The sequence below is a fragment of the Bacillus sp. A015 genome, assembly GCF_053851875.1.
Genome location: NZ_JBSPZB010000008.1, coordinates 38,072 through 59,028 on the forward strand (window position 1 = coordinate 38,072; position 20,957 = coordinate 59,028).

Sequence of the window (20,957 nt, forward strand, 5' to 3'; positions counted from 1 at the left end):
TCTTTAAGCCTATATGTTTATTACTTACTGTTCTCCCTCTTCATGGGAGGCAGCTAGCGAGTAATCTGACTCCATTTTCAATTTCTTCAATTGATAATCCACCAAATCCCAACATGATATAGGAATCACCTTCGGGATTTGGATGAAGCCAAAACCTTGACGGAGAATAAACTTTGACACCTTTTTGGAAACCAGCTTCGATCAACTCGTAGGCTGCTACGCCTTTTAGTTTCAATAAGATATGTAAGCCTGACTTTTCTCCAACAATTTTTACTTGAGTGCCCATATACTGTTCAATGCTCCTTAACAGAGTCTGATGTTTTCTTTGATAAATCTTGCGCATTCTTCGTATATGCCTCTCGAATTCACCGGATTGCATAAACAGGGCCATAGCCCTCTGAATAATAGGAGAGGCAGATTGTTTGTAAGCTGCGAACTTTCGTGAATATTGAACCATTAGAGAAGATGGAAATACAATATAACTTAATCGGGCTGAAGGTAGAAATGATTTAGAAAATGTACCTAAATAAATAACCCTTTCCTCTTCATCCAAGGATTTCAGTGAAGGAATCGGCTGTCCCCTGTATCGAAACTCGCTGTCATAATCATCCTCAATAATGTATCCCCCAGTTTGATAAGCCCATTTTAGTAAACTCATTCTTTTCGATATGGACATAATCATACCAAATGGAAATTGGTGAGAAGGCGTTAAATACGCGGCTTTTGCCTTGCTCATTTGAATATGCTCCATTGACAATCCGTCCTTCTCAAGAGGAACTGGTTCAATTTGGCATCCTTGGTCTTTTAAGACTGATCGAACTCCACTGTAACCGGGTTCTTCCATGGCCACGGTTTTTTCCTGGAGTACTAAAAGACGGCAGATTAACGCCATGGAGGCTTGTGTTCCGGCCGTTACAAGAATCTGTTCTGGTGTAGAGCGTACACCTCTGGATTGCAGTAGATAGTTTGAAATCTCTCTCCTCAATGCAAAGTCACCCTGATTTTCCCCATAATGAAATACTTGATCAACTGCGTCTGACAGACATTTTTTCCACTGCTTCAAGGGAAACTTGTCAAGATCGATGTTTCCATATTTAAAATCCACAAGGACCTCGCTTGATTGTATACTTTCCAACCTAATAGGATGTTCCACTACAATCGGATGTAGTAAAGGTTTCTCAATCTCAGCTACCCATATTCCACTTTTAGGGACACTTTCTAGGTACCCCTCTGATTGTAGCTGCTGATATGCTGTCTCAACCGTGTTTCGGCTAACCTTTAAATGAGCCGTTAGCTGACGAATTGATGGCATCTTCATTCCTGGCAAGAGCCTACCTTCCTCAATTTCATTCTTAATCCAATGATACAATTGACTATATAACGGCTCAGACGACTCCCTATGTAAAAATGGGGTAATTTCCACTGTTAACCCTCCATCTGTCCCTATTGTTTTTTAAAATTCTGTCACTTTTATTAGGCACAGAAATTTTCTAAAATGATTTTATCATTTATAAAGAAAGTTGGGATAAAAAAATGCATAAGATCCGCCAAGAAATTTAATATGTACAGATAATAAGAGGATTGATTTTACTCAAGATACGATCGGATAAATTGTTTGGATTATTCTTGAACTAGGTACTTTATTGGGAGAATTCTTACGCTGATGGAATCCCCAAAAGTGAGAGAAATCAATCTTATTAAACATTCAATGTAATATTAACAAGCATAAGTTCCCTACTTCGTAGGTTGATCTAAGAAAGGATATGTTAAGTATGCAAATTAACCAATTTGGACAAAAAATCGGTGAGCCAGTTGAGGGGTATCAACATCCACTAGTTCCAACAAGAAACACAATAGCAGGAAAATACTGTACGTTAGAAAAGGTATCAATGAAGCATTTTGATGATCTGTACAAAAATGTTTATGGGCCCGATAGTGACGATAAACATTGGACCTATCTGCCAACCGAAAAATTTACAAGTGAAAAGGAATTCGAAATTTTCTTATTAAAATTAATAAAATCAGAAGACCCTTTTTACTATGCAATAGTTGACAATGACACTAACGAGGCACTGGGCTCTTTTTCACTAATGAGGATCAATATCGAAAATAGTTCAGTGGAAGTTGGACATGTAATATACTCTGAAAGACTAAAAAAAACTAGAATTGCTACTGAAGCACAGTTTCTACTGGCGCGTTACGTATTCGAAGAGCTGCACTATAGACGTTATGAATGGAAGTGTGATAGTTTAAACGATCCTTCTAGAAAGGCAGCTCTAAGATTGGGATTTCAATATGAAGGAACTTTTAGGCAAGCACTTGTATACAAACAAAGAAATAGAGATACAGCTTGGTTTTCGATAATTGATAAAGAATGGCCCAATATAAAAAATCGGTTCGAAAAGTGGCTTTTGGAAAGCAATTTTGATGAATATGGAAATCAAATTTCAAAACTAGACAACCAGTTTTGAACAAGAAATTACTTTATCCATTTTTATGATGTTTCGAAACAGATCCGTGGCTTCTTACTCTCGAAGTTTTCTCTGGTCACACAGTGTTGCTATAGGGACATTACCAACAGACAAGAATCACCCAACAGTAGCTGAAATCGCACTGGAAATGTTATGTAATTCCACTTGTCATTGTCAATGGAGATTCATCGGGACAAATACAACTCTTAATCACTAAATATATTCAACTCTCTGAAAGCAATGTTAAAGTAAAAGATACGTTGCAAAACAAACTAAATTATGTAATTTAAAGTATGTGACACCATGCTAATGCCAGTTACACTTCGTGGTCGATGCACTAACTTTATATACCTCTGAAATAAACGGTAATAATGGGGATACCACAAATAAATCAGTACCCATTAGAAACAAAGTTATCCAACCAACGCTTAAACTTATCCTCCCTTGCAACTTCATATAATCCCCCGTATAAAAAATATTTTTACATGTATATTCTCTAAGGGGCATAAAAGAACTTTATGTAAGTGGGACTACCCCAATAATATGAGGCAAATAAAAAACACCGATAGTTTGAAACCACTAGTGTTTTCTCGGACAATTACTTCGTCCATTAGGCCCTCAGTAAATTTGAAGTCATTCATTACATCCATTTACACAGTTTTATATTCATTTTAAGCACAAAATGGGCACAAGTTCAGGAATCCATCCAAATAAAAAAGGAAGGTCTAATCACCTTCCTCTTTATGCACCAACTCGATCTGCGGCAATTTTGAAACCACCATTTGAAGCACTGTCTGCATCAACAAAGTGAATTTTAATAAACTAATCTCCCAATACTGCTTAATTACCCATTGAGAGAGTTGCCATGCAAATCAAAAAGTTATTGCGGTCTCACTGAAAATTTAAATTGCGGTGCCCTATTGCCTTTTTCTGCGAACGAAAACTTGTTAATATTCACATTACTAGTAGAGTGCCGGCTTGGGTATTTCATTCCTGCCTCGTTCAATTATTGTTGCACTAGTGTCTACTGGTGATTTACCTTAAACTTTATTTGAGCAAAAATAGCCAAACTCTTTATCGCTTTAATTTAACAAAAACGGATAACCTCTGGGAGTCAATGAAATTTCATTAATTGATGTCTTAAAATCAGAAAGTGAAGATGTGATTGATACGATTCAGTTCAATATGGAGCTTGAAAAAGTAAAGGAGTATATCGACATTCTCGATGGCCGAGAAAAAGAAGTCATCGTCGGCCGATTCGGCCTTGATTTAAAGAAAGAGAAAACGCAGCGAGAAATAGCGAAGGAGCCTGGGATATCGCGGAGCTATGTGTCTCGGATTGAGAAGCGCGCGCTAATGAAGATGTTTCAAGAGTTTTACCGGGCGGAGAAGGAGAAACGGAAGCGGGAGAAGGGGAAGTGATGACAGATTTCAAAATAACCTATTTTCTAAATTATGGTTAAAAACAGACATCGTTAGGTCTGTTTTTATTTTGTCTTTACGTCCTTTTTAAAGTTTCGTATAGCCCACATACGTCACCATCCTTTTGTTCCGTATTTGATATTTGAGACGCCTCGCAATAAAAAAGCGAACACCAATCAATGTAAATATTTCGTCTAAGATGATCAGGTTCCGGATGTTACTCCTTCTCCCGAAATGTTCCGACCGTTTTGCCCTCCCTAACGTACGATAGTTCTATAAAAAAACCTCTCTTTATTTTGGCTTTTTCTTGGTTGGATTCAACATTCAGCAAACAAAAAACCTCGAAAGGCATTAGCCATCAAGGTTCAATGTGTTACTTTGTTACTTCATTTTCAATGCTTCTTTCATTTCCTCTATTAATTTATTTAACCACTGTAGAGGGTTAAATGAGATCGATGGGAAGTAGATTTCTGCATTATTTTCGATAAAGCTTTCTTTTTTTGTATTGTTAAAGTACTATTCAAAAAATCCTGACAATCCTTTATAGTAGACAGCAGACATTCTTTGCTAGCTTCGTTTATAAACTCATCTAGCGCTTCTTCTGGTGAATCGATATCCTGATGAAATGTTCCACCTAAAAATTCTTCTAACTCCTCTAAATAACTGTGACTCTCATTCATTTTATCCCCCTTCTTTCCAAATTTCAGAATTAAATTAAAAAATTAGTTAAATATTTCAATTTACTCAGTTGTAAATACGATTTTTCGTTAAATCTTTTCTCCATTAATATAAATTAAATTGTTAGATCTCGCATTTTCCTATATGAAGTTCAAAATGCTTTTCTTCTGAGTATATCTGAGCAATTTTACCTGTTACTTTATCCGCTACAATCACGTTGTGATTCTCTGAACCTTCCCAAAGTTCTTCAATTGCCTTATCGAAATCCAAAGCTCTCACGTTAGCCCAAACTGGAAAAGGATCATTTACAACTAATATAAACCATTCTTTTTTCTCTTTCAGAAAATCTAAAGAATTTTTTACCCAAGCCATAATTGCTTTATTATCAGTAATTGTTAAACTATCGGATGGCGTGGAGTTTATTTGTCGAAATTGCTTTAATACTGTTTCACATAAATTAAGCCATTGAGAATTATCATCTTCAAAATCAGTCAACTCAACATACGCTAATTGATTTATCTTCTTTTTGGCATTCATCATGGCTATTTTTTTCTGTATTTTTTCATTTTGATATAACATTCTTCATTCCTCACTATTCATTGTAATAAATATGATGATCACCATCTGGTCCATAAATATTAGAATATCTTTCTTTCTTAAAATCATAATTAAATGGATTGGTACCCTCTTTTGGTTTCCCTGCGTGAGTGTGTAATTTCCCGTCATTGGTATGTTGTACAATAACCCTTTTTCCTTTTGGTGTATCAAATTCATAGTAACGGCCATGATGAGTATGGTTAGAACTGTACTCATAGTTACTATGTTCCTGCCCCTTCTTAAAAACATTTTCTCCTACTTGCCATTGACGAGTAGGTTGTTGTGATCTCGGTATTCCACCTAAATCCTTAGCGTACCTTAAAGCTCTTTTTCTATTAAACCCTTCGGAACCTTGAGCCTTTATTCCCATCTTCCCAAGAAACCCTTTCGCCCCAAACGGCAAAAGCATTCCAAGTGCCGCATTCATGCTGGCTTCCTGCTGTTCTTTTGAGATTTTGTTTCCAAACATGTCTCTTCCCGTAATCGCTTCGCTAAAGCCATTGGTGGCGGTAAGGCCATATAAGCCTTTTTGAGATGTTTTTAAGGCGTCAAAGGATTTTTGTGAGGTCTTGTAAACGTCAACCGCTCTGACTGCGGCTGATGTGGCTTGGGTTGTTTTATAGACAGCCTTTCCGCCTTTGAAAATGCGCCCTGCCCAGCCGACAATAGGGATGTATCCGGCTGCTGCCATGCCGCCTGCGGCGACACGTTGTCCTGCGGTAAGCTCCTCGCCTGTGATCGGATCAACGCCTGTTGCGGCACGTTTTGCATCGTTCACACCGGTCAGCTCATTCACAATATTCCCGCCATAATCGAGGGCTTTTTCATACCAAGGACGGTTGGCGAGGTCTTCTTGTTCCTTTGCGATCTCGCGAGCTTCTTCTTGTTCTTTTTTGATCTTCAGATATTCAGAAGTTTGCTTCTCAATATCGCTTTTTACCTTGTAGATTTCGCTATTTTGATACGCTTTCTTGTCAAAATTCATAGGCGAAATGGCTTTTCCGTCATTTGTGGCATTCATCATTTCTGCGTACAATGCCATTGTAGCCTTCTCCTCAGTCTCTGACAAAGCATATTCATCTTTTAAATGTTGATCAAGATCTATCAAATCTTTAACCGTCTTTTTCCGTTCGTCTTCTGCATCTTCGATCTTTTCATCAATGGTTTTGCTATCAAATACTTCTAGAGAAATGAGGTCATCGATGTCTTGAAAAATGGTTTTGAGTGCTTTTTTTTGATCCTTTACAATACTTTTGGCGTTTTTGATGCCCATATGAACAGCGTTGTCTAAAAAGTGTTCTTCTACAAAGGTATCGCCGCCAAAGTTTGTATCATCAAGTGTCCCAGAAACACCCTCATGAAAGGCTTTTTGCTTATCAATGAAACTGATAAACATGTCCACATTTCCTGCTAGTTCTTTATAGAAGCTTTTTATGTTATCGGCACCTTTTCCAGTGAAATCATCGCCGAGATTGGCCACGCCTTGTAGTGCCTTTTTTAAATCTACCATTTGTTCACGGAGTTCCTGATAGTGTTTTGCCCTTGTATCCATGGCACTCGTTAGTGCTTTAGCATCAAGTATCTTCTCCAGAAGAACTCACTCCCTCCTATTCATTGACAAGGTCAATTTTACCAACACAAAACTTGTCATTAAATAGGAATAAAGATACAAAAACAGCATTCGCCAAAGCTACTGAGTGCTATTTTAAGCTTAGATTATATCGTTTCTTTTAAAAATCGTTCAAATAATTTATTACTTCTTCATTAATTTGATTGTCATTAATTTTGTAAATACTACTAAAAAATCTAAATCATCGTATCTTTCATTTCTTCCATTCATATGTATACCGTAGCTTCGTGATCAAAAAACAATAACCATTTATCCGAATCTAAATTTTTAAAAAATACACCTTCATAATCCAAATTATTTTCATAATAACCTACATGTAAATGCATTGTAGCGTCTAGTTTAAGAATCATTCACTCTCTCCTTAGAAACAACATATAAAAACCAAGATGAATGTGTTTTTAAAAAGTGCCAATTCATGGATCATCTAACTTTACACATCATATTAAAAATCAATATTTCTCAACTCTACCCATTCAACAAAATCAGGCATCATTTTGTCTTTAGAAAATGTTGAATGATTTGATAGGCTTCATCTCGATTTACATAGCTGCCACGATGGCACATACAATGGCGCTCCTGCCACAAAATGCTCAATTGTTTCTATCTTTTCTACCTTTTTATAAGGGACCAAAAAATCTGGGATATCTCAATATAAAAAAACTAATAAGGTTCATTATAAAAGAAAACAAGACTTTCATATTCCTCTCCTTCAATTTCAATCGAAGATTCGCCATTCCCTTGTTTCCAATAATCTTCACCCTTTTGAAAGAAGATATTTTTCATTAAATCTTCTCCCGGATTTTCTACTGGCGCTCCTGTGGGGCCATAATACAAAAACATAAAATCTCACCTTCGTACCTATTCACCAACAACTTAACCAATTGTTCTATTTCTTTCAAATTCATAAAATGCATGTGTCTGTTGGTTTAATTTTAGCATGCTGAATAGCTTTGGATTTAGCTTTTGAGCAGTTTGAGTGCTTACCCATTTTACTTCTTCAATATCATGATCCGGATCTAGAATGTTCATCTGTCCGCCAATGATTTCAGCAAAGAAGGTCACGATGAGTGCATGATGCATTTTATCTTGAAAGAATGCTTCTCGAATCGAATGAAGTTCATTTATTTTTACTAAATACCCTGTCTCTTCTCTCACTTCACGGATGACAGCCTGCTGCAAGTGTTCACCTTTTTCCACAGCACCACCAGGAAGTTCCCAATATCCCTTTACATTCTTGACCATTAATATATTTTCTTCCACGTCATAAATAATAGCTGAAACCACGTCTATTCGTTTCAAATGAATCCCCCTCAATCATTTTCCATTCACTTCAATAGTCGAATATATGGAACGAACTGTTCATTTCAATACATTCTCATTATACTGTATCCTTGATACGAAATAATTGAAGCGGCAGAAAAAAAAGAGCAATCAGCGAACTGGAGGTCTGCATGTGGATCGTCATCATTTTACATATTGTATTAATTGGATTTACAGGAAATATCATTTCTCTTTTGAGACATATAAAAGAGCAAACTTACTATATTTTGAAAAATAATGGTAATTTAGCATCCAATTAAAAATTAAACATAAATAGTAAGTTAGACTTTCGATCATACACTCATGTAGAGTGCGACAGTCATTTTCAAGTAAATTATACCATTTTATACATTATTTTAAATATTATTCTTTTAAAATTTTCGATTTCCAATGGGAAAACGAATGAAATGTAAAACTATGGATGTTTTTTGTCGAAAAAAATGGTGCGAATCCTCTAGGCTTTTTATGTTCACCTAGGGTTCGCACCATACTTATCATTATTTATTATGTTTGTTTTTCTTCGCACGCGCTTCCTTCCACTTCTCAAGCTCCGTTACTGTCAATAATTGATATCCTTGTTTGGTCAGTTCCTTGATAATCGTGACGGCTGCGTTGGCTGAGGTGTCATAGATGTCGTGCATTAAGACGGTTTCTCCGCTAGACGCATGCGCTAAAATGTAGTTGGCCACGTATTGGCTGTTTCGGTATTTCCAGTCTTCAGGATCTACGTCCCAGAGGGTGACTTTCATGTTGACAGCCCCGTTGATTTGCCCGTTTGTTCCCCCATATGGCGGTCTAAAGTGAGTCGGTGTAAACCCGCTCGCTTTTTCAATGATTCGCTGCGTGTCTTCTACTTGTTTGACGGCTTGTTTTAATGGCAGTCTTGTAAGTAAAGGATGGTTATAGGAATGGTTTCCGATTTCATTTCCACCCTTTCGGATTTCATTTAGCATATCGGGATAATATTGGACCCTGCTTCCTAATACAAAAAATGTCGCATGTCCTTTGTTTTCTTTTAGAGCTGTTAAAATTTTTGAAGTCGTTGATGGATTTGGTCCATCATCAAATGTAAGGGCTATGGCTTTTTGATTTGGGTTGAATGCTGCCTGTTTTGGCAGTTTTACGATCTTTCTTTTTGGAATCGGCTCTTTTTTCTCATTTTTGTTCTTTTCTTTATTGATGTATTCAGGCTTTAACATTCCTTTAAGCAGTGTTTTCTTAATCGCTAACACTTGAGGGCCTTGCTTATCTGATGCAATTTGTCCAGCTGGAAAGTAAAATTCGATATAACGATCCTTGATGGCAAAATGCTGATAATGCTTCGCCGCTGGAGACGTTCCTTGTTTGAGCAAATGCTCGTTTTCAGCAAGGGAGCGATCTTTTTTTAACTCCTCAAATGTCATATGAGACAGTTTTTGCAGATCTTCTTTCTTTGATAAAAATAAATCATCTATTGATAGAAAATGTTGTTTCTTAAAATCAAAGTTGAACACCTTCGTTTGATGTGCGCCTTTTACTCCGCCTTTCAATTCATATGTATTGAATTTGATCGCAACGGTTTGCTTGGCATAATGAATGATCTCGTAATCTATATTTAATTCATATCGATTCTCTTCACTGACATCACTTGCTTTGCTAAATGATGTTTTGAATCTGTCCAGCGCTGTCTCTGCAAATCTTTTCATCTCTTGGTCTAGCTTTTTTTGATGAAACAGCGGATAGTTGACAGCATATCTCATGTATCTCCCGTCATTCACAAGGGTAACAATTTCAACTTCTTTATAGCTCGCATCTGGTTCTACTTTCTTCTTCTCTGTCCCGCTAGCCTGCTGATTATGATAAAACGCAGCGATACCGATGATCATCGCAAGTCCGCATAGGACGAGAATGATTTTCCCTTTGATTGACACAATGATTCTCCTCTCGTGATGCCGTCCTGTCTGGATGACGTGTGTTTGTAGGATAGACTTTGCGCGATCCCGGTTTAGTTTGCAAAAAACACACTTGTCACATTTTAGACACATTTTAAGAGAGGAATAGAAAAAGGGCTTGATTTCTCAGCCCTATGATTACTTTTGCATATATAGTTGAAATAATTTTGTTTCTTCATCAATTGAACTCGCTCGATCAAAAGCCGCTCTGACCGTCTTTGTATTGTTCAAGCGTTCATAAAGCATAGTCAATACAAAGATAAACGCCGCATTTCCATCAATGTAATCATTCGGCGCTGTATAGGAGATGGCCCCTGCTTCTAAGAAGGCATCTGCGAGATTTTTCTCTCCTAGTGTACAGCCTGTAGAAATGACGTGAACCCCTTTTAACGAAGCATACCGCTTGATTTCATCCGCTCCAAAAGTTGCACCTCTAGGCTCCCCATCTTCGTATACATCTTCCCCTAACTCCGGCATGAGAAACGCTCCTTCTTCCCCGTGAAACGATAGAAGAAGGTAGTCCGTCTCCCTTCTATTTCTCCCAGATAACACATCAATCAGATCATTGGGTCTGCCTATCCAATGCATATCGACTTTTGCACCAAAGTTCTCAAATGCTGCACGCAGGGCAAAAGATTCTAGCTCACTATTTGGTCCTGCTACTAATGTGATGCGCATGGCATGTTGATCCACTTGTATCTCCTCCAAACGATGATAAGAATAAAACCATTTTTTCCTCATCTGCATATGTATCATTCATATTTAAAGCTTTTTCTTCTACAGCATACCACTCAAATCCAACGGACCTGTACAGGTGATTGGTTGTCACCACGGTGAAATCCATTTATTCGATGTCCTTCCTTTCTCGTACGAAGGACAGAGCTTTCGTCATCAGGGCCTTGCCTATTCCTTGTCCGAAGCCACCAGCCGTTACATTTGCTCGGTGCTTTCATTTCTGCAAGATTTCTTGTATGAGCATGACCAAGCCCACCAGCTGATCTTGATAAAAGGCTCCAAAAGAATGATTGATACATCCAATTTTATCTTGAAAGGAACTTTTAATCAAAATTTTACTCAAAAATAAAAAGGCATCCCATAAAAGGGTGCCCCAGATTGTTGACAAAGGGCTAAAATGATCTTTATTTTAGCCCTTTGTCTTCTTTTCAGCGTGATAGAAAACCTTTGAAGTCTAGGAAGAACGAGCACTGGCGCGGAGCGAATTTGACATTCGTGAGCACCGGCACGCAGGACTGACACCGAATGCGAGGGTTTGTCTACACGCTGAGGCATCCCACAAAAGGATGCCTTTCTTCTTTTTCTCAATCATATTACCACTTACAGCGTTTCACCGGACGGCAGCAAGGGTTCTTGATATCCCTGCCGCAATCGTATTCTTCCACGATATACTCGTTTTGAGTAGATTGAGTGGCAGGATAGTAGTTTTCAATTCTCTTGATGTTTTTATTCACGTTTGTGATATGAGTTGGATGAATTTTTCTAATCGTTTGTTCGTTCGTTGTCGTATTGACAATTTGACGTGTGGGGAAAACAAGCGTTTCATCTTCTCCTTGGTTTCCCCTGCGAGGCCCAAAGAAAAAATTGTCTAATCGATTTCGGCTCATCTTAAAACCCCCTTCAAGTTGTCTTTCACTTACACTCTATCGTATGCAAGAGGCGTCTTCAGTGATTAGATGCTTGTCTATTTTTTAAAAATCCACCATCCATCTAGTTTTCTCTTTCTTTACAAAAGGGTGAATTTAACATATTATACAAATGATATCTTGTAAAGAAAGGACATCGATGAAAACAAAACATAAGCTCTTTTTATTCATTACATTACTCGTCATCATCACTCTTCCACTGCTGTCACCTATCATTTTTACAAATGCGATTGAAAAAGGAGCCATCCGGCAGGCTATTTATCAAGAAGGCTATCCTTATCAAAGCTACTTTGCCATTTTGCAAAAAAAGAATCATGTAGATCCTCAGAATGGCCAGCTTTATGATGTGTATTGGCAGGCTTGGAAAAGTGAAACAGGGATGACGCCATCCGTCTGATATTCAAAAAAGGTAGAAGAAAAAGAATATGCGGTCAGCTGTGGAACTGCGCCCTAACCTTTCCGCTCATCATGAAATAAGAGGTGAACCAAATGATCAAAACGACTCAAACCATCGAACGAAACAAGCTAGACATTGCCCTTGAACTTACTCAATTGCATTTAAATCAATATGAAACGAATCATCCTGATCAGCTGAGTGAAATCTACGCGAAATATTATGCGCTGCTTGAAGTGCTGGATTTGTCATCATATGATGAGTTGATTGATTTACTGCCGAATGACCTTAAACAAGAGCTCCGCTAAAAGCCGTCTATCCACAATAGATAGACGGTCTCAAATCACAGAGTATCAAGACACCAGTCATAATATCACTTATTGAGGATTGAAACCTTTTCATAAATTGCTTAACTTCTTTTTCTATAAGCAACTCTTGCTCTAACTTCAGATACTGTTTCAGCTCATCATCATGCATTCTTTTAACCTCATCGATTGCTTCTTCTAAACATATCTGCGTCTGCTCTCGTATACGAATCACCAAATTATGAACATCACCTAAACGTAATTCTTTTCTAAGGGACATGATGTCATTTGTTAAATTTATAATTTTGTTTGCATGAGATGTTATTTAGCGGAAGTGGATGATACTCCTTTCTCTCCTTACATTGTTCAATAAAATGAAACACAACAAGCATGCTACCAGTGTAGATAAATTTTACACACATGATATAGGGCTAATATTTATTGCATTTATCACTCACATAATTGAAGCAAACCTATTTCAAATTATCTTCCAGTTAGTTTCTCCTCCCTCTCTTAACTTGATGATACGATTAAATATTTTATGACAGACTCTGTCCATCTTTATAATCCGGAGAATATATATAATAACCATGTCTTACTCTCACAATATAGGGATTAATCGCACGCAACTTTCGATAAAAATAACTAAATGAAGGAATTTTGTAACCTGTTTTCAAAGAAATCAATTGCTTTATTTCATTAATTGAAAAAACTCTTTCAGGATTATTTTCAAATAATTGAATCGCTTCATAATAAGCGATCAACCGATCTTCCATCTCTCCATACATTTTTACATGTTCAGGCACGAAAGTTTTACGATAAATTTCGTCTAATTCTTCTATCCTTTTTTTGATGTTTCTTTTTTTAGATGCGATCAATTCGTAGACGCTTTTTTCGTAAATATCTAATTCCTCTAATTGTTTGAGCAATTTCTCTTTCTCTTTATACATAGACGAATATCCTCCAATTGCAGTTCATATCTTTTGATTGTGATGAAGTTTAAGTGATTCTTATCACTTTCCCCCTATTATATTTTCATCATAGAACAACAATTAAAATTGATAAACCTCACATTATTTCTGTTTTTTCGCATATAAAATATATCTTTGTGAAGTTGACCCCAATACATGAAAAGGATAGCAGGTAGATAAAATTAATGTTTCCTGTTTTTTAGTGCGATTGACAACAGTCCGATCATCGGCACTTACAATATCACTTTTTGTAATGACATATTGGAATTCTCCATAAGTCATCTCAACTGTCAATAGCTCCCCTTTTTTTAATTTACCAATGTCACGGAATGCTGAATCATTATGTCCAGAAAGTAAAATTTGTCTCGTTTGACCTGGAAAAGCTGTTTCGATATGGTGACCAATACCTTTACTAAGCTCTTGTTTATCTGTTCCCTCAATAATAGGGAGTTTGAGTTGTATAGAAGGGGCTTTTAAAATTCCAATGACATCACCTTTCTGGGGAGAAAATCGAACAGGGTCTGACTGCTGATCAGTGAACTGTTTCTGTTCTATTATGTTTTGAGCTTTACTAAGTTGCTCGTTAACATTCCATTTATAAGTCAACATCTGCATTCCACAATAAATAAGTACAATGACTCCTATACAGAACAACAATCGACTAATCATCCGCTTCATCTTATTTTGACTCGATTCTTTTCAGAAATTCGATTTAATAGATAACGACAGTAACCTGATAAATTATGTTCTATGTCATCTATTCTAACTCTGAAAGAATGATGTCGAATAAAAAAGGAGCCGACAATGGATTCAGGACGTTTGAAATACATGGCCAATTCAGGGTAAAAGAAGCCTGTTGTTTGATAATGAGCTCGATGATCAATGGCTTTTTTTAAATACTCTACTGGAAAATCAACTAATAAGTACTCTTTTTTTAGTTTGTATATCAAATTTACCATGTCATAAGCTGCCATCATCAATTCTAAAAATGTAGGATAGGTCGTATGACGATGATAAATGAAATCTAGTTTTGCTTTTACATTCTGAAGACCAAATTGGAAATATTGGTCCTTAGGTCGGAACTTGGTTAATTCATTTGTACAATAACTAAGCCAATGATCGTGGTGTTTCCAATAATCATGCTTGATAAAATAAGCAAAAGCTTTTTCTACTCCTTCAATCCACACTTCATTGCGGTCTATGTCATACAGCTTCATTAGTGCAAAGACTGCTTCTCCATCATAGTAAATAATACGATGCTCATCTTTTACTTGAAAATCGGGGTAGTTTAATACATGTGAAAAAGATCCATCCTCCTTTTGCATATGAATAATACCATTTGCAAGCCTTCTTACTAATTCTAGATCAGTTTTTGATTGAAAGACTTCCATATATTTTGTTAGTGCCAAGATAGCTGCTGCATTAGCCCCTAGTTTAATTTCTTGTTGGTTCCTCCAATCAATAACAAATGCTTGATCAGATGAAGTTTTATTATGTATTAGTTCTTTTTTTAAATATTGCAGTGCTTTTTCTATTTGTCTCTTGACATACAAGTCCGGTGTCACTTCATAAGCTTCAATCATTGAAAATAATGTACTTGCATGACGCAAGCTATTATACCAGTTAATTTTTTTATCATAGCAAGGAAAATAACCGTAAATAAATTCACCATTCTCCTTTACCTGCTTCGCTAGAAAATGAACACTCGATGTAATCAGATGCCTTACTTCTTTTTTTGACATTTCAACCAGTCGAATTCCATTCAAATGTTCCTTGTTATTTAATTTGATTAGTTTGTCATCAAAAAAATAGGAAATTGTCGTAAACTCATAAATCTGTTGTATATTCTGAAGTGAAAAATTTGTTTGTTGTTTTTTCACTTTTTTTACATACCAGCGAACATTTTCTTCATTTAGAGCCATTTTAAGTGAATGATTGGATTCTTTTATGAGGGCATTCCCATTAATCTCTTGTTCTAGAAACGCCATGTTAAATAATGGATCAAAAGAAATCCCTTTTCTGAAGTAATTTTTTTTCAATTTAGCAATCTGATGAGACCAAATAGTGTATGGTTTGCTTTCAATATGATTGACCAGATCGGCTTTTAACCAGAGAAAATCAAAGGTTTTTTGTTTTTTCATAAATTTGAATACTTTATTTACCACACTTCTCCACGAAGATTCCATAGTATTTCCAATAGCAGAAAACACAACTGCTCTTTCATCTGGATTTCCAAGGGATAAGAACAAAACAAATTTTTGCTTTCTACCAAAATGTAACTTTACCGATGGCATCATTTTTTTTTCTTCACTCATGATCGCACGTTTAAGTTGAACTAATTTCTCAGCAAAAGAATTTGTCTCTTTCTCACAGCTCATAAAGATTTCCTCCATTAATACCTGCCTATTGCAAATATTTCTAATGCAACAGGCAGGATCATTTTGTGAATTACACTTTTTTATTTTGTCTACGTCCTCTTGTCAGTAAACCAGCTAATAATGCGGACAATCCTAATAGAGCAGAGGTAAACCAATTATTCGATGTTATTGGTAAATCTACTTGATGATCTGTATCACCTTTCCCGTCAATATCTGCATCTGCGTCGGCATCCGCATCCGCGTCGGCATCTGCATCGGCGTCAGCATCCGCATCGGCGTCGGCATCTGCATCTGCGTCGGCATCCGCATCCGCATCGGCATCTGCATCGGCGTCGGCATCCGCATCCGCGTCAGCATCCGCATCGGCGTCAGCGTCGGCGTCGGCATCTGCATCCGCATCGGCGTCGGCATCCGCATCCGCATCGGCGTCGGCATCAGCATCCGCATCCGCATCGGCGTCAGCATCCGCATCCGCATCCGCATCGGCATCCGCATCAGCGTCGGCATCGGCATCCGCATCAGCGTCGGCATCGGCGTCAGCATCAGCGTCGGCATCAGCGTCGGCATCAGCATCAGCGTCGGCATCAGCGTCGGCGTCGGCATCAGCATCGGCATCCGCATCAGCGTCGGCATCCGCATCCGCATCGGCATCTGCATCCGCATCGGCATCTGCATCAGCATCCGCGTCAGCATCTGCATCAGCGTCGGCATCAGCATCGGCATCGGCGTCGGCATCAGCATCTGCATCCGCATCGGCATCCGCATCTGCATCCGCATCTGCATCCGCATCAGCGTCAGCATCTGCATCAGCGTCAGCATCTGCATCCGCATCTGCATCAGCGTCGGCATCCGCATCTGCATCCGCATCAGCGTCGGCATCCGCATCCGCGTCGGCATCCGCATCTGCATCTGCATCCGCATCCGCGTCGGCATCGGCATCCGCATCCGCGTCGGCATCCGCATCCGCATCAGCGTCCGCATCAGCATCGGCGTCGGCATCTTTATCTGGGGCCAATACTTCTAATGTAGCATCACTGCTTTGTAGTAAGTTTACTTGAATATTGTCTGTTGAACTTGCCCCAAATGTATAAATACCATTATCAGGGATATCTACAGAATTTGGGTAATCAGGAATATCCGCAGTTAAGTTAAATCGATAAGCCCCTTTATTTAATAAATTCAAACTAAAGATATTTTTAAATTTTGCATAAATTTTATTACCAGAAATCTCGATATCATCAGGAGTGATTTCACCTTTTTTTGGAATCGTAATGCCTCCTACTCCTATGAAAGGCACATTGTATTCTATTTTTATTGAATTTTTGAATTCTTCATTGTTGATTGCATCTTGAAATTCATTAGGAACTTGAAAAACGATGTTTGTCGAGGTTAATAAATCTAAATTCGCTAAGCCACTTCCCTCATAATTTAAATTTAGCTTTCCATCATCACTCAAACTTCCATTTAATTTTTCATGGTCAAAAATACTAATAGAGGCTGCAGAAGCAATATTTTGCGTAACACTAAATGTCGGTAAGACTCCTTTAAATGAAATTGGGCTAAATAGAACAGCAGAAGCAGACAAGATAGCGATAGCTTGTTTCCTACGTCTATTTTTTTCTCTGTTCATTCTCCTTTTATAATCAAAACCTTTTTTCAATATGAATCCCTCCCTAATTTATGTATAGGTTCTTTTATAGAACGATTGAGATACCTATAAGCTAGAGGAAAACATATGTAATTAATTCACTCAATTTTTTAAATTTCCGCAATAGTAAAGTACTACTTATAGAAATAAACATACATCATACAACAAATTTTCTTATTTTTCCTCAATATTCTTAGCAGAAAATTATGTATTTCAAGTTAAAAATAATCATTTAGTATCTTATAAATACAAAAAAACAAAAAACTTCACTGCAAAATTAAGCATTAAGAATCATTTATATTCCTCATCATTCCTCAACACTTTTTGAAAATAATTTACCTATGTGATTTTCCATGAATAATGCTCTTTAAAAAATAAAAGTAATTACTTTAAGACTATTTTTATATTCTTGTAATATGGATTGAATCAGAACGAAAGTTGTGTATTTAATTACTTCAAATCGATTCCAACAAAAATAACTGTCAAACGAATTCGACAGCTCTAAAAAAACTTATTTTACAAAACATAACAAAACTAGACATGTACAAAAAAAAGCTTTCGATATTTCGAAAGACAAATTAGTGGCTTAACCCATAGCTCTCAAACCAACATGTGTATGAAATATTACCGAGAAAATAAGATATGGTTGATTTAATCAATCTAATTGAAAACAAGCATTTTAAGGGTGCTAGCGATCCTCAAGTGAGCAAGAAACAAAGATAGCGTAATGAACCCCTTAAGCAAGATAATGAAATAAATAAAACAGATTTACCGTTTGCAGAAAAGAGATTAACTACTAATTGGTTCTTGCAAGTTAAATATAGATTGCTAGCCATTATCTTTATCGTTTACAGGCGCTATTAAGAGAATATCAAATTGAAAATGTATTGGGTTGAAAATTACCTCCCAAAAATAAAGCTTCCACACACTAAGTGAATTTAGTGTAATGGAAGCCTAAAAAGGTGTTTTTGATTCAATTCAATAGGTCAACATGTTTTATTTCTTGTCAGTCAAAATGATTTTTTTCTGAGCTGCTTCTTTTTCTTTTAAAAGTTCTACCTTAATATTATCTTTTGAACTAGCTAAAAAAATAAATTCTTTTTTAGAAGTACCGATTGATTGTGGGAATTCAGGGATTTTGGCTTTTAAATGAAACTGATAGGCTCCTGATTTACTTAAGAGATTCAGACTTAAGATATTTTTGTATTTCACATATACTTTTTTTCCTTCAATTTCAATTTGACTTGAGTCGATCACTCCTTTTTTAGGAATAACAATACCTGCTAAACTGATAAATGGTACTTCATACTCCACTGTTAGAGATTGTTGAAATGATTTTGTTTTCATGACCTGTTTAAACTCCTCTGGCATTTCAAAAAGAATAGATGTAGATGTTAACAAATTCAAGTTGGCTATTCCACTTGCTTTATAACTTAATGATAAATCACCGATTTCATTTAATGTCCCATCTAAACTGTGTTTATCAAAAATACTCACTGTTGCTGCATTTGCCTCTTTCATTTCACCAACTTGAATGAAATCATAGACAGGCAAGATCATCATCATAATTGCTAAAACAAGTAAACATTTACCTTTCAATCTCCTATTTTTTATTACTTTTTGATTAATACTCACTTTAAGTTCCTCCCTTAATTTTAATATGTTTGTTTCTTAATTAAATAAACAGTAAACCTTTTTGGTACACAAGTTTTTAACAACTTATAAGTCTTATGTCTGAGAAGCTTTTGTATTTCAGATGAAATCGATGTTTTATCCATTTTTTTCAATAGAAAACACTTCATTTCTTATTATAATCGGGGAGGATGAACTAACTATTCATAAAAAATGCTTTGTGGTTCTGTGGATATTGTTATTAGAAAAGGTGATTTCTAATCTATTGATCGTTGATGATTATGAAAGTGAGACATTTTATTCTGCTATGCATCACTCTACTGACAATGATCGTCACCTTCCCACCGTTGTATCCTGTCTTTTGTCACTGAGTTGAACGTATGATCTTATGCGCTGCTTGAAGTGCTGGAATTGTCCTCATATGATCAATTAATTGATTTACTGCCAGCTGATCTTAAAAATACGCTTGAGTAAAAAACCATCTATCCACGTGGGATAGATGGTTTTCTTTATACACGTGCCGCCATATCGGTTTCGATTTGCTCTAAGCTTCTTCCTTTTGTTTCGACTAAAACAAAGCGGGTGAACAATAGTCCGATTAAGCAAATAACCCCAAATGAGGAGAAGATGACCCCAAAGCTGAATTGATCAGCCAAGATGGGGAAAACGAGTCCGACAGCTAACGACCCCGTCCAGTTAAAGGCAGATGAAATACCTGCTCCAATGCCCCTGACAGAGAGCGGGAAGATTTCGCCGATGATGATCCAAGTGATCGGCGCCCAAGAGAAGGCATAGCACAAAATAAAGCAGCAAAGTGAAATCAATGTGACCCAGTTTAAAATCCCTTCACTGACTCCGAGTGCACCTAATGCCGCTGGTGCAAAGAAGGAAAGTGCCATTCCTGTTCCCCCTACTGTGAGGATCGTTCGGCGGTCAAACCGATCGACAAATTGCAAAAAGATAACAGTTGTCACAACGAAAATGACACCAACGATGACTGTAAAACCCGCTGCGACCTGCGGAGCAAGACCGACATTTCTAGCGATACTCGTTGCATAATACACAATGGAGTTGGCGCCCTGTATTTGCTGAAGGGTGGCCATCCCAACCCCAATGAAGAGTGCCATTCGGAATTTCTTTTGGAACAATTCACGAATACCTGAGCGTTCTTCTTTTGCGACTTCTAAAATTTCTTGCATTTCTGCTTCGATTTCTTCACGGGAAGAGCGCAGTGACCCTAATACTTCCCGTGCTTTATGAGCCATTCCGTGTTTAATTAAATATCTCGGAGATTCAGGAAGTTTGAGCATGCCAATATAAAGCACGATGGCAAATAAAGCGGCACTTCCCAGCATCCAGCGCCAGCTGTCTGGGATGGGCTCAAACACAAACGCGACAATATAGCTGAGCAATAGTCCGCTCACAATCATGAGCTGATTGAGCCCAGACAATTTCCCGCGGATTTTAGCAGGAGCAATTTCAGACATGTAAGCCGGCACCAAAGATGAGGCTGTTCCTACTGCTGTCCCTAAAAAGATACGAGCAATGGTTAATGAAATCTCTTCTGGTGCGATGGCTGATCCTATAGCTCCGACAAAAAAGATGATCGATGAGACCAAAATGAGCTTTCTGCGGCCGAACTTATCCCCCATAAGACCGCTTAAAATCGAACCAATGATTGCCCCGCCCATTAATGAAGAGACGACGATCCCAAGCCATAATGGACTGAGCTGAAATTCTTCCTGAATATGTCCTTCCGCTCCTGCAATAATGCCAATATCATATCCGAATAAGATTCCTGCAAAGGACCCGAAAAAGAAGATAAATTTACTTGACACTTTTTTCTCCAAGTGGATAACCCCCTCACTTAATAAACCGCTTTCATTTCACCCAATGATTCTACTGTAAACAGCAGAATC

At 37.3% G+C, this 20,957-nt stretch carries 18 protein-coding genes and 3 pseudogenes; 4 read left to right on the forward strand and 17 right to left on the reverse strand.

The genetic code is table 11. The features are described 5' to 3' along the window. Window positions 1–40: 40 nt before the first annotated feature. A complete protein-coding gene (gene pdxR, locus ACSLGF_RS09145) occupies window positions 41–1,423 on the reverse strand; it encodes a MocR-like pyridoxine biosynthesis transcription factor PdxR (protein ID WP_456004557.1) in 1,383 nt (460 codons plus the stop codon). 349 nt (window positions 1,424–1,772) lie between these two features. On the opposite strand from pdxR, the gene ACSLGF_RS09150 reads away from it, so the two are divergent. Continuing rightward, window positions 1,773–2,471, forward strand: coding sequence for a GNAT family N-acetyltransferase (locus tag ACSLGF_RS09150; RefSeq protein WP_456004561.1), 699 nt, complete (start codon window positions 1,773–1,775; stop codon window positions 2,469–2,471). Between the two features lie 1,116 nt (window positions 2,472–3,587). Further along, window positions 3,588–3,893: pseudogene (locus ACSLGF_RS09155) on the forward strand (sigma factor-like helix-turn-helix DNA-binding protein); the annotation flags it as partial. Between the two features lie 381 nt (window positions 3,894–4,274). Here ACSLGF_RS09155 and ACSLGF_RS09160 read toward each other — a convergent pair. The 9 genes and pseudogenes from ACSLGF_RS09160 to ACSLGF_RS09200 form a co-directional block, all read right to left on the reverse strand. Then, a pseudogene (locus ACSLGF_RS09160) lies at window positions 4,275–4,573 on the reverse strand (contact-dependent growth inhibition system immunity protein). 121 nt (window positions 4,574–4,694) lie between these two features. Next, on the reverse strand, window positions 4,695–5,150 hold the full coding sequence (locus ACSLGF_RS09165; RefSeq protein ID WP_456004563.1) for a hypothetical protein: 456 nt from the start codon (window positions 5,148–5,150) through the stop codon (window positions 4,695–4,697). A gap of 13 nt (window positions 5,151–5,163) precedes the next feature. Next, complete coding sequence (locus tag ACSLGF_RS09170) at window positions 5,164–6,759, reverse strand: T7SS effector LXG polymorphic toxin (RefSeq protein WP_456004764.1); 1,596 nt, start codon at window positions 6,757–6,759, stop codon at window positions 5,164–5,166. A gap of 245 nt (window positions 6,760–7,004) precedes the next feature. Beyond that, window positions 7,005–7,148, reverse strand: coding sequence for a DUF3986 family protein (locus ACSLGF_RS09175; protein ID WP_456004566.1), 144 nt, complete (start codon window positions 7,146–7,148; stop codon window positions 7,005–7,007). A 92-nt stretch (window positions 7,149–7,240) separates the two neighbouring features. Beyond that, a pseudogene (locus ACSLGF_RS09180) lies at window positions 7,241–7,638 on the reverse strand (hypothetical protein). Between the two features lie 33 nt (window positions 7,639–7,671). Beyond that, window positions 7,672–8,097 carry an NUDIX hydrolase gene (locus ACSLGF_RS09185; protein ID WP_456004568.1) on the reverse strand — a complete coding sequence of 142 codons (426 nt, stop codon included), beginning with the start codon at window positions 8,095–8,097 and terminating at the stop codon, window positions 7,672–7,674. A 518-nt stretch (window positions 8,098–8,615) separates the two neighbouring features. Continuing rightward, window positions 8,616–10,028, reverse strand: coding sequence for a polysaccharide deacetylase family protein (locus ACSLGF_RS09190; protein WP_456004570.1), 1,413 nt, complete (start codon window positions 10,026–10,028; stop codon window positions 8,616–8,618). Window positions 10,029–10,187: 159 nt separating this feature from the next. Beyond that, window positions 10,188–10,742, reverse strand: coding sequence for a delta-aminolevulinic acid dehydratase (locus ACSLGF_RS09195; protein WP_456004573.1), 555 nt, complete (start codon window positions 10,740–10,742; stop codon window positions 10,188–10,190). Between the two features lie 635 nt (window positions 10,743–11,377). Beyond that, window positions 11,378–11,671, reverse strand: a complete 294-nt coding sequence (locus tag ACSLGF_RS09200; protein WP_456004575.1) for a CotD family spore coat protein — start codon at window positions 11,669–11,671, stop codon at window positions 11,378–11,380. 178 nt (window positions 11,672–11,849) lie between these two features. Here ACSLGF_RS09200 and ACSLGF_RS09205 point away from each other — a divergent pair, with 178 nt between their 5' ends. After that, window positions 11,850–12,107, forward strand: coding sequence for a hypothetical protein (locus tag ACSLGF_RS09205; RefSeq protein ID WP_456004577.1), 258 nt, complete (start codon window positions 11,850–11,852; stop codon window positions 12,105–12,107). Between the two features lie 92 nt (window positions 12,108–12,199). Next, on the forward strand, window positions 12,200–12,412 hold the full coding sequence (locus tag ACSLGF_RS09210; RefSeq protein WP_456004580.1) for a hypothetical protein: 213 nt from the start codon (window positions 12,200–12,202) through the stop codon (window positions 12,410–12,412). A gap of 7 nt (window positions 12,413–12,419) precedes the next feature. Here the strand turns inward: ACSLGF_RS09210 and ACSLGF_RS09215 are convergent, their stop codons facing one another. The 7 genes from ACSLGF_RS09215 to ACSLGF_RS09245 form a co-directional block, all read right to left on the reverse strand. Next, entirely contained in the window at window positions 12,420–12,734 is a 315-nt protein-coding gene (locus ACSLGF_RS09215) for a terpene synthase family protein (RefSeq protein ID WP_456004766.1), read from the reverse strand. Window positions 12,735–12,948: 214 nt separating this feature from the next. After that, window positions 12,949–13,359: a Rok-like winged helix domain-containing protein gene (locus tag ACSLGF_RS09220; protein WP_456004583.1), complete on the reverse strand. Its 411-nt coding sequence runs from the start codon at window positions 13,357–13,359 to the stop codon at window positions 12,949–12,951. A gap of 123 nt (window positions 13,360–13,482) precedes the next feature. Continuing rightward, window positions 13,483–13,986: a class D sortase gene (locus ACSLGF_RS09225; protein WP_456004586.1), complete on the reverse strand. Its 504-nt coding sequence runs from the start codon at window positions 13,984–13,986 to the stop codon at window positions 13,483–13,485. 68 nt (window positions 13,987–14,054) lie between these two features. Then, window positions 14,055–15,758, reverse strand: a complete 1,704-nt coding sequence (locus ACSLGF_RS09230; RefSeq protein ID WP_456004589.1) for a hypothetical protein — start codon at window positions 15,756–15,758, stop codon at window positions 14,055–14,057. Window positions 15,759–15,828: 70 nt separating this feature from the next. Then, window positions 15,829–17,418: a hypothetical protein gene (locus ACSLGF_RS09235; protein ID WP_456004591.1), complete on the reverse strand. Its 1,590-nt coding sequence runs from the start codon at window positions 17,416–17,418 to the stop codon at window positions 15,829–15,831. 984 nt (window positions 17,419–18,402) lie between these two features. Continuing rightward, window positions 18,403–19,041: a hypothetical protein gene (locus ACSLGF_RS09240; RefSeq protein WP_456004593.1), complete on the reverse strand. Its 639-nt coding sequence runs from the start codon at window positions 19,039–19,041 to the stop codon at window positions 18,403–18,405. A 506-nt stretch (window positions 19,042–19,547) separates the two neighbouring features. Further along, on the reverse strand, window positions 19,548–20,888 hold the full coding sequence (locus ACSLGF_RS09245; protein WP_456004595.1) for a sugar porter family MFS transporter: 1,341 nt from the start codon (window positions 20,886–20,888) through the stop codon (window positions 19,548–19,550). Window positions 20,889–20,957 lie beyond the last annotated feature (69 nt).